This window comes from Streptomyces sp. NBC_00259 (assembly GCF_036181745.1).
Classification (GTDB): Bacteria; Actinomycetota; Actinomycetes; order Streptomycetales; family Streptomycetaceae; genus Streptomyces; species Streptomyces pratisoli.
Genome location: NZ_CP108080.1, coordinates 6,277,417 through 6,293,209, shown reverse-complemented (window position 1 = coordinate 6,293,209; position 15,793 = coordinate 6,277,417). Strand labels below are relative to the sequence as shown.

Annotated in this window: 11 protein-coding genes; 3 read left to right on the top strand and 8 right to left on the bottom strand. The window is 72.0% G+C overall.

The window, feature by feature from the left end:
* Nucleotide 1: 1 nt before the first annotated feature.
* Nucleotides 2-922, bottom strand: a complete 921-nt coding sequence (locus OG766_RS28265) for a carbohydrate ABC transporter permease (RefSeq protein ID WP_266388790.1) — start codon at nucleotides 920-922, stop codon at nucleotides 2-4.
* Between the two features lie 104 nt (nucleotides 923-1,026).
* On the opposite strand from OG766_RS28265, the gene OG766_RS28260 reads away from it, so the two are divergent.
* Nucleotides 1,027-1,878 carry a phosphotransferase enzyme family protein gene (locus OG766_RS28260; protein ID WP_266387577.1) on the top strand — a complete coding sequence of 284 codons (852 nt, stop codon included), beginning with the start codon at nucleotides 1,027-1,029 and terminating at the stop codon, nucleotides 1,876-1,878.
* 130 nt (nucleotides 1,879-2,008) lie between these two features.
* On the opposite strand, the gene OG766_RS28255 is transcribed toward OG766_RS28260, so the two are convergent.
* The 4 genes from OG766_RS28255 to OG766_RS28240 all read right to left on the bottom strand — a co-directional run bounded on the left by OG766_RS28255 (nucleotide 2,009) and on the right by OG766_RS28240 (nucleotide 6,366).
* A complete protein-coding gene (locus tag OG766_RS28255) occupies nucleotides 2,009-2,713 on the bottom strand; it encodes a 3'-5' exonuclease (RefSeq protein WP_266387580.1) in 705 nt (234 codons plus the stop codon).
* A gap of 60 nt (nucleotides 2,714-2,773) precedes the next feature.
* The gene (locus OG766_RS28250) at nucleotides 2,774-4,006 is read right to left on the bottom strand and encodes an SAV2148 family HEPN domain-containing protein (protein WP_266387583.1); all 1,233 of its coding nucleotides are present in this window, start codon (nucleotides 4,004-4,006) and stop codon (nucleotides 2,774-2,776) included.
* Nucleotides 4,007-4,104: 98 nt separating this feature from the next.
* Nucleotides 4,105-5,538 carry a copper amine oxidase gene (locus OG766_RS28245; RefSeq protein WP_328726499.1) on the bottom strand — a complete coding sequence of 478 codons (1,434 nt, stop codon included), beginning with the start codon at nucleotides 5,536-5,538 and terminating at the stop codon, nucleotides 4,105-4,107.
* Nucleotides 5,539-5,553: 15 nt separating this feature from the next.
* Nucleotides 5,554-6,366: a Tat pathway signal sequence domain protein gene (locus tag OG766_RS28240; protein WP_328726498.1), complete on the bottom strand. Its 813-nt coding sequence runs from the start codon at nucleotides 6,364-6,366 to the stop codon at nucleotides 5,554-5,556.
* 128 nt (nucleotides 6,367-6,494) lie between these two features.
* Here OG766_RS28240 and glgX point away from each other — a divergent pair, with 128 nt between their 5' ends.
* Together glgX and treY are read left to right on the top strand one after the other, a co-directional pair.
* Entirely contained in the window at nucleotides 6,495-8,615 is a 2,121-nt protein-coding gene (gene glgX / locus OG766_RS28235; RefSeq protein WP_266387593.1) for a glycogen debranching protein GlgX, read from the top strand.
* 171 nt (nucleotides 8,616-8,786) lie between these two features.
* Nucleotides 8,787-11,159 (top strand): malto-oligosyltrehalose synthase, encoded by a 2,373-nt coding sequence (gene treY / locus OG766_RS28230; protein WP_328726497.1) that lies wholly within the window; start codon nucleotides 8,787-8,789, stop codon nucleotides 11,157-11,159.
* Between the two features lie 3 nt (nucleotides 11,160-11,162).
* On the opposite strand, the gene OG766_RS28225 is transcribed toward treY, so the two are convergent.
* The 3 genes from OG766_RS28225 to zwf are packed head-to-tail and all read right to left on the bottom strand — an operon-like array spanning nucleotide 11,163 to nucleotide 15,793.
* Nucleotides 11,163-13,562: a glycoside hydrolase family 65 protein gene (locus tag OG766_RS28225; RefSeq protein WP_328726496.1), complete on the bottom strand. Its 2,400-nt coding sequence runs from the start codon at nucleotides 13,560-13,562 to the stop codon at nucleotides 11,163-11,165.
* Nucleotides 13,559-14,302 (bottom strand): HAD family hydrolase, encoded by a 744-nt coding sequence (locus tag OG766_RS28220; RefSeq protein WP_328726495.1) that lies wholly within the window; start codon nucleotides 14,300-14,302, stop codon nucleotides 13,559-13,561. Before OG766_RS28220 ends, OG766_RS28225 begins: the two co-directional genes overlap by 4 nt.
* A 36-nt stretch (nucleotides 14,303-14,338) precedes the next feature.
* On the bottom strand, nucleotides 14,339-15,793 hold the full coding sequence (gene zwf / locus OG766_RS28215) for a glucose-6-phosphate dehydrogenase (RefSeq protein ID WP_266387606.1): 1,455 nt from the start codon (nucleotides 15,791-15,793) through the stop codon (nucleotides 14,339-14,341).

The following is a 15,793-nucleotide window of genomic DNA, read 5'->3' as shown; positions in this document are numbered from 1 at the left end:
GTCATCGCGGCTCACCACCCCTCAGCCGGCCCACCAGATACAGCGCGAGCATCACGGAGATCACCGCCACCATGACGCAGCCCATCGCCGCGGCATAGCCGAACTGGCCGTAGCGGAAGGCCTCTTCGTAGGCGAACAGCATGGGAAGGCGGGTGCGGCCGCCGGGACCGCCGCTGGTGAGGACATAGACCAGGGCGAAGGAGTTGAAGTTCCAGATGAACTGCAGGGCCGTGATCGCGAGCGCGACGGGCCGCAGCGCGGGCCAGGTGACGGTACGGAACCGGCGCCAGGCACCCGCGCCGTCGAGCGCCGCGGCCTCATGGAGCTCCTGGGGGGTGTTCTGGAGGCCGGCGAGGAGCGCCACGGTGGTCTGGGGCATGCCGGACCAGACGCCGACGACGATCACGGCGGGCAGCGCGGTGGCCAGTCCGGTGAGCCAGTCGCGGCCGTCGCCCAGGCCGAGATCGCGGATGGTCTCGTTGAGGACGCCCGCGTCGGGGTGGTAGACGAGGCGCCACATGATGCCGACGACGACCTCCGGCATGGCCCAGGGGATGATCGCGAGGGCCCGGGCGAGCCAGCGCAACCGGAGGTTCTGGTTGAGGAGCAGGGCGAGTCCGAGGGCCAGCACGAACTGCGGCACGGTGACGCCGAACGCCCAGACGAGGCCGATCCTGAACGAGTCCCAGAACAGCGTGTCGTGCAGCAGGTCCCGGAAGTTGAGCGTCCCGGTCCAGGTGGTGGCCTGGGTACGGCCGGACTGGGCGTCGGTGAGGGAGAGCGCGATGCCGTAGAGCAGGGGGCCGACGCTGAGGACGAGGATCGGTACGAGGGCGGGGAGCACGAGGAACCAGGCCCCGTGGTCCCTGCGGTAGCGGTGGTCCCTCGCTGTGTCTGACCGCGCCGTCGCGGTCGCCGCCAATGCCACGGATTCGACCCCTTCGCGACGCCGGACCGGCCTCCGTCATCGTGCTGACGGTCCATCGGTTCGTCAACCCCACCTGCGAGGATGCGAGAATCCGCGGTATGGACGAGACACGGGCGCGGGTGGTACTGGACGCGGCGGGGCTGTCGCACGACGCGACGCTGCTGGCCCTCGGGGAGAACGCGGTCTTCGGCGCCGGCGAGCTCGTCGTGAAGGTCGGGCGCGACGCCGAGCTGCTCGCGCGCGCGGAACGCGAACTGGCCGTGGCCGGGTGGCTGGAGGCGGCGGGCGTCCCCGCGGTGCGGGCCGCGGAGCCCGCGGCGCGACTGGTTCAGGGGCATCCGGTGACGGTGTGGCACCGGCTGCCGGAGGCGGTGCGGGCCGCCGAGCCACGGGACCTGGCGCCGCTGCTGCGGCAGGTGCACGCGCTGCCGGCGGCCCCGTTCGCCCTGCCGCCGCGGGAACTGCTCGGAGGTGTCGAGCGGTGGCTGCGGCTGGCGGGAAACGCGATCGACCCGGCGGACGCGGCGTATCTGCGGGAGCGGCGGGACGGTTTCGCCGCGGCGGCCGCCGCGCTGACGCCGCATCTTCCGCCGGGTCCGGTCCACGGCGACGCGCTGCCGCGCAATGTCCATGTCGGGCCGGACGGGCCGGTCCTGGTGGACCTGGAGACGTTCTCCTCGGACCTGCGCGAGCACGACCTGGTGGTCCTGGCGCTGGCCCGCGACCGGTACGGGCTGGACGCGGCGGCGTACGAGGCGTTCACGGAGGCGTACGGGTGGGATGTGCGCCGGTGGGAGGGGTGCGGGGTGCTGCGGGGCGCGCGTGAGACGGCGAGCTGTGCGTGGGTGGCGCAGCACGCGCCGGTGAACCCGCGGGCACGCGAGGAGTTCCGGCGGCGGGTGACGTCCCTGCGGGAGGGGGACGCGGAGGTGCGCTGGTACCCGTTCTGACGCACGAGGAACGCAGAACGAGGAACGCGGAACGAAGGACGCAGAACGAGGGACGAGCGGCAAGGGACGAGCGGCAAGGGACGAGCGACGAGAGACGGCCCGCGGGGCACGGCCCCCGCGGCGGTGCTCGTCAGCCGGAGACGGCCACCGGCTCGCGCAGGGGCCAGGTCCCGTCGACGGTCGCGTCCGTCTCGCCCTTGCGGCGCAGGAACGCCTGGAAGTCCGCCGCCCATTCGGCATACCACCGGACCTGGCGGGAGTGGAGCTCGGCCGGGGTGAGGCCCGCGACCGTGGTGTGGCGGGCGGCTATCGCGCGGGCGACGCGGACCGCGGCCAGTGCGTCGGCCGAGGCCTCGTGCGCGTCGTCGAGGACCACGCCGTACTCCCCGCAGACCGCCTCCAGGGTGCGCTTGCCGCGCCGGTAGCGGTCGACCGCGCGGTCGATGGTGTAGGGGTCGATGACGGGGCCGAGGTCCACGAGCGGGGCCAGCCCGTGCCGTTGGAGCTCCGCGGCGAGCAGGGTGAGGTCGAAGGCCGCGTTGTACGCCACGACCGGCACCCCGCGAGCCCAGTGCCCGACCAGCGTTTCGGCGATCTCGGCGACCACGTCCCTGGCCGGACGGCCCTCCGCCGCCGCCCGTTCACTGCTGATGCCGTGGATCGCGGAGGCCTGCGCCGGGATGCGGACGCCCGGGTCCGCCAGCCAGGTGCGCCGGTCCACGGTCCCGTCGCCGGCCACCGTGACGACCGCCGCCGTCACGATCCGCGCCTGGAGCGGATCCGTCCCCGTGGTCTCCAGGTCGAAGCCGGCCAGCGGCTCACGGTGCCAGGTCATCGTCGTCGTCCCCCCTTGTTCAGTGGTGCTGACGGAAACTCTCGCACGCGCCTCTGACAGTCAGGACACCGGCCGTGAGTCGGCCCATACCGAGTCGAACTCCTCGCGGTACGTCTGGAACAGCCCGTGCTCGCCGTCCTGACCTGACCTCACCACCGAGCGCCCGGCGCCGCGCAGGACCAGCACCGGCGCCTCCATGCCGCGTGCCCGCCGCAGATACGACTGCACGACGGCCAGCCCGTCCGGCCCGTCCCCGTCCACCAGGTAGGCCGTGAACCGGGGCGTCTCGTCGAAGACGTGGATCTCGAAGGCGCCGGGGTCACGGAGCTTGGACCGCACCCGCCGCATATGGAGGATGTTCATCTCCACCGAGCGGCTCAGCTCGCCCTTCTTCAGGCCGAGTTCCCGCTCGCGCCGTTTGACCGCGCTGCTCGCCGGGTTGAGGAAGAGCAGCCGCACCCGGCAGCCGGACTCGGCCAGCCGGACCAGCCGTCGTCCGGAGAAGTTCTGCACCAGCAGGTTCAGGCCTATGCCGATGGCGTCGAGGCGTCGGGAGCCCCCGAAGAGGTCCTCGGCGGGCAGTTGCCGCTGCAGCCGTACCCGGTCGGAGTGGATGGAGACCACGTCCGCGTACCGGTCCCCCACCAGGTCCTCGACCGCGTCGACCGGCAGCCGGTCCGCCGAGGGCACCCCGGCGCCGCTGCCGAGGATCTCCAGCAGCCGGGCCGAGGCCCGTTCGGCCTGGGCGAGCACCGCCTCGTTCAGCGCCCGGTTGCGGGAGACGACGTTCCGCGCGACCTCCAGCTCGTCCAGCGCCAGCTCCACATCGCGCCGGTCGTCGAAGTACGGCTCGAAGCAGGGCCAGTGCTGGACCATCAGCTCCCGCAGCTGCGGGAGCGTGAGGAAGCTGAGCACGTTGTCGTCGGCCGGGTCGAGGAGGTACCCCTTGCGGCGGCTGACCTCCCGTACGGCGACGGCCCGCTGCACCCACTCCTGGCCGGCCGGGCCGGCGGCGGCGACGACCCACTCCTCGCCGTGCACGGGTTCGTAGATGGGCCGCAGCACGGCGGCCACGACGGCCCGCAGCCGCTGTTCGACCAGATTCAGCCAGATGTACGCCCGCCCGGCTCGCTGGGCGCGCGTACGCACCTCGCTCCAGGCGTCGGCGCTCCAGTCCAGCTCCGCGCCGATCTCCACCGGGCGGGCGAGTGAGACCGCGCCGGGCGGGACGTCGGCGGAGTCCCCCTCGTGACCCGTGTCACCTGGGGGTAGCTCCATCCCTCCCGAGCTCACCCGCGCACCGCCTTCTGCTCCCGCGCACCCGTCTTCAACGATCAAGGAAGGGTACTCCGGGAGCGGGAGGCGATGCAGCCGGATCCACAGGTCCTCGCTCAACTCCCCTGTGGAGGCGCACCGTTCTGGCCGACGAGATCGGCCGGAGTGAGAGGATTCATAGCGGTTACGTCCCTCGGCGCGAGCTGGAAGCCCTGCCAGTGGACCGGCATCGGCTGCTGGTCCTCGTCCCGGGCGATGTGGTGGAACCCGATGTTCACCCACACGACCGGGTGGCTCAGCGTCTCTCCGTTGACCCACTCGTCGACGCTGTCGGGAGCGTTCCGTCCGCAGTTGAGGATGTTGTTGCTGGCGAACTGCTCGCAGGCCCGGTTCTGGGTGACGTAGATGTCGTGCTTGGTGAACGGCCGGCCCGCGTGCGGGGCGGACGGCCCGGGGACGATCTCGTAACTGCGCGGGTGTCCGTCCTTGTTCTTTCCCGTCGCGCTGACGACGCGCCACCACCGCATGGTCCTCGCGTCCCCGGCGAGTTCCTTGGTGACGGGCGTACGGGTGGTCCTCGTCGTCGGGCTGCCGTTGGCCGGGGGCGGGGTGACCTCGGAGTCGTACTGCTCGATCCGGTCCCTGACGCCGCCGTCGAGGCCGAAGTTCAGCCGCCAGAAGACGTTGTGGCTGTGGCTGGCGGCGTAGTCCTTGGCGCCCTTTCCGATGGGCCAGCCGCGGCCGTCACCGGCGTCGTAGTCGCCCGGGGAGAGACTGCCGGTGGCGCCGACGTTCGCCGATATCGTGCCGTCGGAGGAGAAGCGCCACTCGGTGATGTACTCGTACCAGGAGACCTTGTTGACGGTGTAGAGGAGCAGGTCCGTGCCCTGCTCCTGCCAGACGTCGGCGCCGTCGTCGCTCGCCATCCGGTAGGCGTGGCCGCGTGAGCGGGTGGTCGTGCACAGGCCCTTGACCCGGCCCGCGTCGGGGACCTTCACCGTCTTGACGGTGCCGCCGGGGCACTCGGTGGGCTTGAGGTCCCGCAGGCCGTAGCCGAAGCCGAAGCCGGTGAGGTCGTCGTACTCGGCCTGGCCGTTGTCGTAGGGCACATGCACCTGCGCGAGCTTGGCACTGGCCAGCACCTGGATCGGCCGGGGTTCGCCCTTGGGCTGGTAGGTGACGTTGTCCAGGACGAGCCCGGCGGAGGAGTCGTAGTGCCAGCACATGCGCCAGGTCGTGCCGCCGGCCAGCTTCTGGCTGATGCGGTACGGCGCGCTGCAGCCCGGGGCCGGGGCCGGGGCCGCGGTGGGGGCCTGGGGCGCGGCGGCCTGAGCGGTGGGGCCCGCGGCGGTCAGCGCGCCGCCCAGCAGGACGGCGGCGGCCAGCACCGGGGCGGGCCCGCGGACCGCCCGTGCGGCGCGTACGGGACCGGCCGGGACGGCCGGGACGGCCGGGACGGCCGGGACGGCCGGGACAGCCGGGACAGCCGGGACAGCCGGGACAGCCGGGACGGCCGGGGTGAGGGCACGCGGAAGTCTGCTCTTGTCCATGGGACGGAGATCCCCTCAGGCGGAAGGCGTGCGGACGACGGTGCGGGCGCTGAGGTCGACGGCCAGGTCCCTGGTGTCGATCCACGGCCCATTGGTGATCTTGGTGATGACGCGGACACAGCGGTGCACCCCGCAGGAGGCGAGCTCCGCGGGAGTGCGCGCCTCGCGTTCCTTGCGGTAGACGAAGCCGCTCAGGGTGAGCGGTCCGGCCGAGGTGAGTGCCCGGCCGGTGGCGTCCCGGTAGTCGGCCCTGAGTCCGGCGCCGAGCGGGCTCGCCAGGATCAGCTCGACGGCTTCGCGCAGCTCCTCGCGGTGCGGGGAGGGCTGCACCCCCTGCTGTGCCTCGCGGCTCTCCACCTTTCCGCTGCCGACGTCGACGGTGGCCGTGACGAGCTGGTCGGTCCGGTAGTCGTAGGACGACACGACGGCGCGGCGCGGCGCGGCGAGGCCCGCCTCGGACGGCAGCGGTTCGGCCAGGTCGGTGGTGAGGAGCTGCGGGCCCCGGCCGCCGTCCACGTTCTCGCCGCTGCGCGCGGCCGGCGCCGTCGCCAGCCGTTCGGCCCGTTTCCGTTCGTCGTCGGTGAGCGGGTCGCGCCCGATTCCCTTCTTGCCCTCCTCGGCGGGCGCCTCCATGACGCCGGGTTCGGGCGCGGAGACGCCGGGATCCCCCGGTCCCCGCTCACGGGCGGCGGCGGCCGGGCCGCCGGGTCCGTCCTCGGCTCCCGCCGTGCCCGGCAGGGTGATTCCCGCCATCAACGCCGTCCCCGTCACCGCAATGGCCGTGCCCGCCACCAGTTTCCCCAGGTGGCGGCGCATCAGAGTGCGCACATTTCCCCCCTCTTACCCGTGGTCACCCGGTAGGACGGTGGTAAGTCCTAGGAGGTTGCCCTACTTTCGGGGAGGATTCGGCCGAAGAGGTCCCCAGCACCCGGATCAGAAGTGGAAGAGTCTTATCTATGCAGGTCTGGCCGGGACAGGCGTATCCACTCGGTGCCACGTACGACGGCGCCGGCACCAATTTCGCGGTCTACTCCGAGGCCGCGCACCGAATCGAGCTGTGTCTGCTGCACGACGACGGCTCCGAGACGGCGGTCGAGCTGCGCGAGACCGACGCGTTCGTCCGCCATGCCTATCTGCCGGGTGTCATGCCCGGACAGCGGTACGGATTCCGGGTGCACGGCCCCTACGCGCCGGAGCGCGGGCAGCGGTGCAACTCGGCGAAGCTGCTCCTCGACCCGTACGCGCGGGCGATGAGCGGCCGTATCGACTGGGGCGAGGCGGTCTACGGCTACCACTTCGGCAGACCGGACTCGCGCAACGATCTCGACTCCGCTCCGCACACGATGACGTCGGTCGTCGTCAATCCCTACTTCGACTGGGGAGACGACCGTCCGCCGCGGACCGACTACCACCGCACGATCCTCTACGAGGCCCATGTGAAGGGCCTGACGATGATGCATCCCGCGCTGCCGGAGGAGCTGCGCGGGACGTACGCGGGGCTCGCGCACCCCGAGGTGATCTCGCATCTGACGGAACTGGGCATCACGGCGCTGGAATTGATGCCGGTGCACCAGTTCGTGAACGATCACCGGCTGGTCGATTCAGGGCTCAACAACTACTGGGGCTACAACACGATCGGGTTCTTCGCACCGCACAACCGTTACGCGTCGTGGGGCGACCGCGGACAGCAGGTCCTGGAGTTCAAGTCCGCGGTCCGCGCGCTGCACCAGGCGGGTATCGAGGTCATCCTCGACGTGGTCTACAACCACACGGCCGAGGGCAATCATCTCGGCCCGACGCTGTCGTTCCGCGGCATCGACAACGCCTCCTACTACCGGCTGTCGGAGGACCGCCGCTACCACACGGACACCACCGGCACCGGCAACTCGATGCTGATGCGCTCGCCGCACGTGCTCCAGCTGATCATGGACTCGCTGCGCTACTGGGTGACCGAGATGCACGTCGACGGCTTCCGCTTCGACCTCGCGGCGACCCTGGCGCGGCAGTTCCACGAGGTCGACCGGCTCTCCTCGTTCTTCGACCTGGTCCAGCAGGATCCGGTGGTCAGCCAGGTGAAGCTGATCGCCGAGCCGTGGGACGTCGGCGAGGGCGGCTACCAGGTGGGGAAGTTCCCGCCCCTGTGGACCGAGTGGAACGGCAAGTACCGCGACACCGTACGGGACTTGTGGCGCGGGGAGCCGCGCACGCTCGCCGAGTTCGCGTCCCGGCTGACCGGCTCCTCCGATCTGTACCAGGACGACGGACGGCGTCCGCTCGCCTCGGTCAACTTCGTCACCTGCCACGACGGCTTCACCCTGCACGACCTGGTCGCGTACAACGAGAAGCACAACGAGGCCAACGGGGAGGGCAACAGGGACGGGGAGAGCCACAACCGGTCCTGGAACTGCGGGGCGGAGGGCGAGACCGAGGACGGCGAGGTACGGGAGCTGCGCAACCGGCAGATGCGCAACTTCATCGCGACGCTCATGCTGTCCCAGGGCGTGCCGATGCTCAGCCACGGCGACGAGTTCGCCCGTACGCAGTCCGGCAACAACAACGCCTACTGCCAGGACAACGAGCTGTCCTGGGTGCACTGGCCGGAGTCGACCGCCGACCAGGAGGGCACGCTCCTCGCCTTCACCCGGGCGATGGTCTGGCTGCGCCGCGACCACCAGGTGTTCCGGCGGCGGCGCTTCTTCCACGGCCGGCCGGTGGAGGGCACGCACGACGAGCTGTCCGACATCGCCTGGTTCACCCCGGAGGGCGGGGAGATGACCTCGCGGGACTGGCAGGCCGCCCATGCCAAGGCGCTGACGGTGTTCCTCAACGGTCACGCGATCTCGGAGCCGGGGCCGCGCGGAGAGCGGATCTCGGACGACTCGTTCCTGCTGATGTTCAACGCGAGCGCCGAGGATCTGGATTTCGCGGTTCCGGTGAACCACGGACGGACCTGGCAGGTCGTGGTGGACACCGCCCGCCCGGAGGGCGTCCCTCCGGGCCAGGGTCCGAAAGTGGCCGCGGGCGAGCGGGTCCGGATGATCAGCCGGAGTCTGACGGTGCTGCGGCGGCCGGCGTAGGCACCGGACCTGCCGGGAAGCACCGGCCGGAAACGGGCAGGTCGCGACGGCCGGCCGTGGAGGGAGTCGGGCGGGCGGCGTTCGTCGTATCAGGTGAACGTCGTCCGGCCCGCCCCGCCGGTTGCGGCGCACGATGACACAGAACGCCGCGATGCGGGTACGTACGTTCGCATGACGCCCACCGCCACGTACCGGCTCCAGCTCCAGCCGGCCTTTCCCTTCCGGGCCGCCGAGGAGGCGGTCCCGTATCTCGCCGGCCTCGGTGTCTCGCATCTGCATCTGTCGCCCGTGCTGGAGGCCGTGCCCGCCTCCCCGCACGGCTACGACGTCGTCGACCACGCCCGGGTCCGGGAGGAACTCGGCGGCGAGGAGGGACTGCGCTCGCTCGCCCGTACGGCACGCGATCACGGGCTCGGACTGGTGCTCGACATCGTGCCCAACCACATGGCCGCCGTGCCGCGGTACAACAGGGCGCTGTGGGAGGTCCTGCGCGAGGGCCCCGGCTCCCCGTACGCCCGGTGGTTCGACATCGACTGGGACGCGGGCGGCGGGCGGGTGCTGATGCCCGTGCTGGGCGGACGGCTCGGGCAGGAGCTCGGCTCACTGCGGGTGGAGGGGCAGGTCCTGCACTACGGCGACCACACGTTCCCGCTGAGGGAGGGCACGGAGCGGCTCGCGCTGCCGGAGCTGCTGGACGCCCAGTGGTACCGGCTCGGCTGGTGGCGCCTGGCCCGCACCGAGCTCAACTACCGCCGGTTCTTCACCGTTTCCGAGCTGATCGGGCTACGGGTCGAGGACCCCGAGGTCTTCGCCGCCACCCACACCAAGATCCTGGAGCTGGTGCGGGACGGGGTCGTCGACGGGCTGCGCATCGACCATCCGGACGGACTCGCCGACCCGGAGGAGTATCTGCGCCGGCTCAACGAGGCGACGGGCGGCTGCTGGACCGTCGTGGAGAAGATCCTCACCGGCGACGAGCGGCTGCCGCCGGCCTGGCCGGTCGACGGCACCACCGGGTACGACGCGCTGCACCGCGTCGACGGGCTGTTCACCGACCCCGACGGCGCCGGGGAACTGCTGCGGCGCTACCGGGACTTCGCCGCACCCGCCGGTGATCGCGGCGGCTACTGGGGAGCCACGGCGAGGCGCGCCGCGTACAAGGTGGTGACGCACGAGCTGGCCGCCGAGACCGAGGCGCTGGCCCGGCTGGCCGAACGGGTCTGCGCCACGGACACGGCGCTGCGCGACCACGCACCCTGGGCGCTGCGCACCGCGATCCGGGAACTGCTGGTGCGGGTGCCCGTCTACCGGCCCTACCGCACCGGCGGCGAGTCGGTCCTGACGAGCGACGCGGCGCTGCGCGCGAAGGCGGCGTTCGCGGTGGCCGACGAGGCGGACGCGGTCGACGTGATCCGGGACCTGGCGCTCGGCCGGCTCGGCGAGGGCCCGGACCAGGAGGCGTTCCGCGCCCGCTTCGCGCAGACCTCGTCGGCGCTGCGGGCCAAGTCGGTGGAGGACACCGCGTACTACCGCTACGTCCCGCTCCTCTCGGCCGACGAGGTGGGCGGCGACCCCGGCAGGCCCGCGGTGAGCCCCGAGGAGTTCCACGACTACTGCGGCCGGCTGGCGCGGGACTGGCCGTCCACCGGCACGGTGCTGTCCACGCACGACACCAAGCGCAGCGCCGACGTACGGGCGAGGATCGCCGTGCTCACCGAGTGCCCGGAGCGGTGGGAGCGGCTGCTGGAATCCGTCGCCGGGGTGCCGGCGCCCGACCGCCACGTCGCCTGGATGGCCTGGCAGACGGCGTTCGGCCTGGGGATCCCGCACCCGGGGCGGCTCGGCCCGCCGCTGCTGAAGGCGGTGCGGGAGGCCGGGCTGCACACGAGCTGGACCGAGCCAGACGCCTCCTACGAGCAGGCGGTCGGCGACTTCGTGGACGCGGGACCCTGCGGGCCCCCGCTCTACACGGTGGCCCTGTTCACGCGGGAGGTCGAGGCGTACACCCGGGCCAACACGCTCGGCGCGGCCCTGGTGCAGCTGACCATGCCGGGGGTTCCCGACGTGTACCAGGGCACCGAGCACGAGTACCTGGCGCTGGTCGACCCCGACAACCGGGAGCCGTTCCGCGTGCGGCGGGCCGACGAGAAGACGGAACTCACCCGGGCGGCGCTGCTGCTGCGCCGCCGGCGTCCCGAGGCGTTCGGCGAGTCGGGCACGTACGAGCCCCTGGCGGCGCGGGGTCCGGCGGCCGGCCACTGTGTGGCGTTCTGCCGCTCGGGCGAGGTGGTCACGGCGGTGACCCGGCTCTCGCTGCGGCTGGAGGAGTCGGGCGGCTGGAGGGACACCGCGCTGCCGCTGCCGCAGGGCCGGTGGACGGATCTGCTGTCCCCGGACCGGGAGTTCCGGGGCGGGGCGTCCGTGCCCCTGGCGGAGCTGTTCGGCGCACGCCCGGTGGCCCTGCTGGAGCGAGCGGACGGGACCGGGGAGTCCTCGCGCGACCAGCGTGAGGGTCAGTCGGAGTCCCCCCGCGACCGGGCGTGAGGATCAGTCGGAGTCCTCGTCGCCGTCGAAGGCCCCGGTGGGTGAGCGGTCGGCCGGGGGGCGGCCCTTCGGCTGCTGGGGTTCGGGCAGGACCCGCGCCGGGGGCAGGGGGCGCTCCACCGGCCGGTCACCGGAGACGGTGAGCAGCTCGCCGTGGTGCAGGAGGTGCAGCGGCTCGCCCTCCTCCAGGACGTAGCGGGCCGTGCTGCGGCGGATGTCCACCCGCAGCCTGCGCCCCCGCACCATCACGGTGAACTTCAGTCCGGACAGCTGCTCCGGCATCCGGGGGGCGAAGCCGAGGGGGCCGATCCCGCCGTCCTCGCTCTCGTGCTGGCGCATGCCGCCGAGCCCGAGCACCAGGGCCATCCAGGTGCCGGCGAGGGACGCGATGTGCAGCCCGTCGCGGGTGTTGTGCTCCAAATTCTCCAGGTCCATCAGGGCCGCCTCGCCCAGATAGGCGTAGGCGAGGCGCAGATGCCCGGTCTCCGCGGCCATGACGGCCTGGCAGCACGCCGAGAGCGAGGAGTCCCGTACGGTCAGCGCCTCGTAGTAGGCGAAGTTGCGGGCCTTCTCCTCGGCCGTGAAGTCGTCCCCGCAGGTCACCATGGCGAGGACCAGGTCGGCCTGTTTGACGACCTGCTTGCGGTAGAGGTCGAAGTAGGGGAAGTGCAGCAGCAGCGGGTACTGCTCCGCCGAGGTGGCGGCGAAGTCCCAGTGCTGGAAGCCGGTGAAGCCGGCCGACTGCTCGTGCACGCCGAGTGCCGCGTTGTACGGCACCGCGATCCGGGCGGCGGCGTCCCGCCAGGCGGCGGTCTCCTCGTCGTCGACGCCGAGTTCCTCGGCCCGGTCGGGGTGGCGTGAAGCCAGCTCCGCGGCGGCCGTCAGGTTCCGGCGCGCCATCAGGTTGGTGTACAGGTTGTCCCGGGCGATGGCGCTGTACTCGTCGGGGCCGGTGACACCGTCGATGTGGAAGACGCCCTCGGGGTCGTGGTGGCCGAGCGAGTGCCACAACCGGGCGGTGTGCACGAGCAGTTCCAGTCCGGGCCCGCGTGCGAAGGTCACATCGCCGGTGACGGCCACGTACCGCACCACGGCGTAGGCGATGTCGGCGTTGATGTGGAAGGCGGCCGTGCCGGCCGGCCAGTAGGCCGAGCACTCGGCGCCGCTGATGGTCCGCCAGGGGAACGCCGCTCCGGCGAGTCCGAGCTGGTGGGCGCGGTCGCGCGCCGCGGGCAGGGTGGCGTGCCGCCACCGCAGCACCGGGGCGACGGCCTGCGGCGCCGTGAAGGTGAGCAGGGGCAGGACGAAGGACTCCACGTCCCAGAACGAGTGCCCGTCGTAGCCCGTGCCGGTCAGGCCCTTGGCGGGGATGGCCCGTTCCTCGCTGCGGGCGGCCGCCTGCAGCACATGGAAGAGGGCGAAGCGCACGGCCTGCTGGATCTGTGCGTCGCCGTCGACCTCGACGTCCGCGCCGGACCAGAAGTTGTCCAGGTAGGCCCGCTGTTCGGCGAGCAGTGCCTCCCAGCCCGTGCTGCGGGCGGCGGCGACGGCGCCGTCGACCTGGTCGCGCACGGCGGACAGCGACCTCTCGACGGACCACCCGTACCCGACGAACTTCACCAGCCGAAGCCGCCGGCCGGGTTCGAGGGTCGAGGTGACCGTGAGCCTGCTGACGTCCGGCTCGCTCTCGGCGGACCAGGTCGTGCCCTCGGGTCCGTCGATCAGATGGTCGGCCGCGGCCCCGACCCGCTGGGCGCTGTGCCGGGTGCAGTGCACCAGACGCAGCCGGGTGTCCTTGGCGAAGTCCTCCTCCGGCATGAGCGGGCAGTCGATCGCGGCCGCGACGCGCGGGTCGCCCGTGAGGTGGGGCATCTGCTCGTTCGCGACGAGCTCGGACTGGACGGCGACGGTGGTGCTGCCGTTGAGCGGCTCCACCTCGTAGGCGATCGCGGCGATCGCCCGCTGGGTGAACGACACCAGCCGCTCGGAGGTGATGCGTACGGAGAGGCCGGCGGGGGACGTCCAGTCGGCGGTGCGGCGCAGGACGCCGGTGCGGAAGTCCAGTACGCGCTCGTGGGCGGTGAGTTCGCCGTAGCGCACGTCGCAGGGGTGGTCGTCGACGAGCAGCCGGATGATCTTGCCGTCGGTGATGTTGATCAGCGTCTCGCCGGACTCGGGGTAGCCGTACCCCGCCTCGGCGTACGGCAGCGGGTGCAGCTCGTGGACACCGTTGAGGTAGGCCCCGGGCAGTCCGTGGGGTTCGCCCTCGTCGAGGTTGCCGCGCCAGCCGATGTGGCCGTTGGACAGGGCGAACACGGACTCGCTCTGGGAGAGGAGGTCGAGGTTCAGCTCGGTCTCGCGCAGGGACCACGGTTCGACCGCGTAACCGGAGTGGGTGATCATGGCGACTCCATCAGTTCGGCGAGGTCGGTCACGACGACGTCCGCGCCGTGCCGCCGCAGCTCCGCCGCCTGCCCGGTCCGGTCGACGCCCACCACGAGGCCGAACCGTCCGGCCCTTCCGGCCTCCACTCCGGCGAGCGCGTCCTCGAACACCGCCGCGTCGCCCGGTTCGGCGCCGAGCAACCGGGCGGCGGCCAGATAGGTGTCCGGAGCGGGCTTGCCCCGCAGCCGCTGTTCCCTGACCACGACCCCGTCGATGCGCTCCTCGAAGAGTTCCTCGATGCCGGCGGCGACCAGCACGTCCCGGCAGTTGGCGCTGGAGGAGACGACGGCGCGCCGCAGCCCCGCGTCCCTGGCGGCCCGGACGAAGGTCACCGAGCCCTCGTACGCCTCCACGCCCTCCTCGCGGATCCTGCGGAGCACCAGGTCGTTCTTGCGGGTGCCGAGTCCGTTGACCGTCTCCGTCTCCGGCGGGTCGTCGGGTCCGCCCTCGGGCAGTTCGATGCCGCGCGAGGCGAGGAAGGTGCGGACCCCGTCCTCACGGGGCCGGCCGTCCACGTACTCGTCGTAGTCCTGGACGGCGTCGAACGGGACGAAGGGCGCGCCCTCACGCCCGGCCCGTTGCCGCAGATAGTCGTCGAACATCTCCTTCCACGCGGCCGCGTGCACCTTGGCGGTGCGCGTGAGGACGCCGTCGAGGTCGAACAGGCAGGTGCGGACGTGATCCGGAAGCCCCAGCATGCGCTCGAGGCTACTGATCCGGGGCGGTCACGGACGTCATTGACGGCCCGGCAGACTCCAGTGGTACGGCGAGATGAGCCGGTTGACGCGGTCGGGGCCCCAGGATCCGGGGGCGTACGGTTCGACCGGCGGCGGGTCGTCCAGCAGCGGGGTGGACACCTCCCAGAGCCGCTCGATCCCGTCGGAGCGGGTGAACAGCGACTGGTCGCCCAGCATGGCGTCGAGGATGAGGCGCTCGTAGCCCTCCAGCGCGTGGATCGAGTTGAAGGACTCCGCGTAGCTGAAGACCATGTCGGCCTCGGACAGGCGCATGGCGGGGCCGGGGGCCTTGACGAGGAACCGGGTGGCGATCCGGCCGGGGTCGTCGAAGTCGATCACCAGCTCGTTGTTGCGGGCTCCGTGGCCCCTCGCGGCCATCGGGAACATCCGCAGGGCGGGTTCGCGAAAGCCCAGGGTCACGACGTGTCTGCCCTGTGCGAGGGACTTGCCCGAGCGGAGGTAGAAGGGCACCCCGGCCCAGCGCCAGTTGTCGAGTTCGACGCGCAGCGCGACGAACGTCTCGGTGTCCGAGTGGGGGTCGACGCCCGGCTCCTCGCGGTAGCCCGCGTACTGGCCGCGGACCACGTGCGCCGGGTCCAGGGGCCGCATGGACTGGAAGACCTTCTCCTTCTCGTCCCGCAGCGGCTTCGCCGAGAGCGCCGTCGGGGGCTCCATCGCCACGAAGCCGAGGAGCTGGAAGAGATGGGTCACGATCATGTCGCGGAAGGTCCCGGTCCCTTCGAAGAACTGGGCGCGGCCCTCGATGCCGATCTTCTCCGGCACGTCGATCTGGACATGGCTGATGTGGTCGCGGTTCCAGACGGGTTCGAAGAAGCCGTTGGCGAACCGCAGGGCGAGGATGTTGTCGACCGACTCCTTGCCGAGGAAGTGGTCGATGCGGAAGACCTGGGACTCGTCGAAGACGGCGTGGATCGTCGCGTTGAGGGCCCGGGCCGAGGCGAGGTCCGTGCCGAAGGGCTTCTCCACGATGACACGGGCGTCCTCGGCGAGGCCGGTGGCGCCGAGGGTCTCGATGACGGAGGCGAACGCCGCCGGCGGCACGGCGAGGTGGAACAGCCGGCGCGGGCTGCCGCCGACGGCGCGTTCGGCCTCGCCCACGGCGGCGAGGAGCGGCGCGGGATCGTCCGGGTCGGCCGCGCCGAAGGACAGCGCGTCCTCGAACTCCTGCCACACCTTGCCCTCGGGCTTGGAGCTGCCGAACTCGGCGACCGCCTCCCGGGCCCGTTTGCGGAACTCGTCGTCGCTGAGCGCCGACTGGGGCGGCGCGGAACCGACGATCCGGTAGCGGGCGGGCAGCAGCCCGGCCTTGGCCAGGTGGAACAGCCCCGGCAGGAGCTTGCGCCGGGCGAGGTCGCCGGTGGCGCCGAAGAGCACGATGACATGGTCGTCGGGGACGGGTCCGTGGTGCGTGCTGTGGGAACGGCTGGTCAC

Excerpts from the sequence above, each read along its gene's own strand:
- OG766_RS28260 (WP_266387577.1), top strand. The coding sequence starts at position 1,027 with ATGGACGAGACACGGGCGCGGGTGGTACTGGACGCGGCGGGGCTGTCG.
- OG766_RS28255 (WP_266387580.1), bottom strand. The coding sequence starts at position 2,713 with ATGACCTGGCACCGTGAGCCGCTGGCCGGCTTCGACCTGGAGACCACG.
- OG766_RS28245 (WP_328726499.1), bottom strand. The coding sequence starts at position 5,538 with ATGGACAAGAGCAGACTTCCGCGTGCCCTCACCCCGGCCGTCCCGGCT.
- glgX (WP_266387593.1), top strand. The coding sequence starts at position 6,495 with ATGCAGGTCTGGCCGGGACAGGCGTATCCACTCGGTGCCACGTACGAC.
- treY (WP_328726497.1), top strand. The coding sequence starts at position 8,787 with ATGACGCCCACCGCCACGTACCGGCTCCAGCTCCAGCCGGCCTTTCCC.
- OG766_RS28225 (WP_328726496.1), bottom strand. The coding sequence starts at position 13,562 with ATGATCACCCACTCCGGTTACGCGGTCGAACCGTGGTCCCTGCGCGAG.
- OG766_RS28220 (WP_328726495.1), bottom strand. The coding sequence starts at position 14,302 with ATGCTGGGGCTTCCGGATCACGTCCGCACCTGCCTGTTCGACCTCGAC.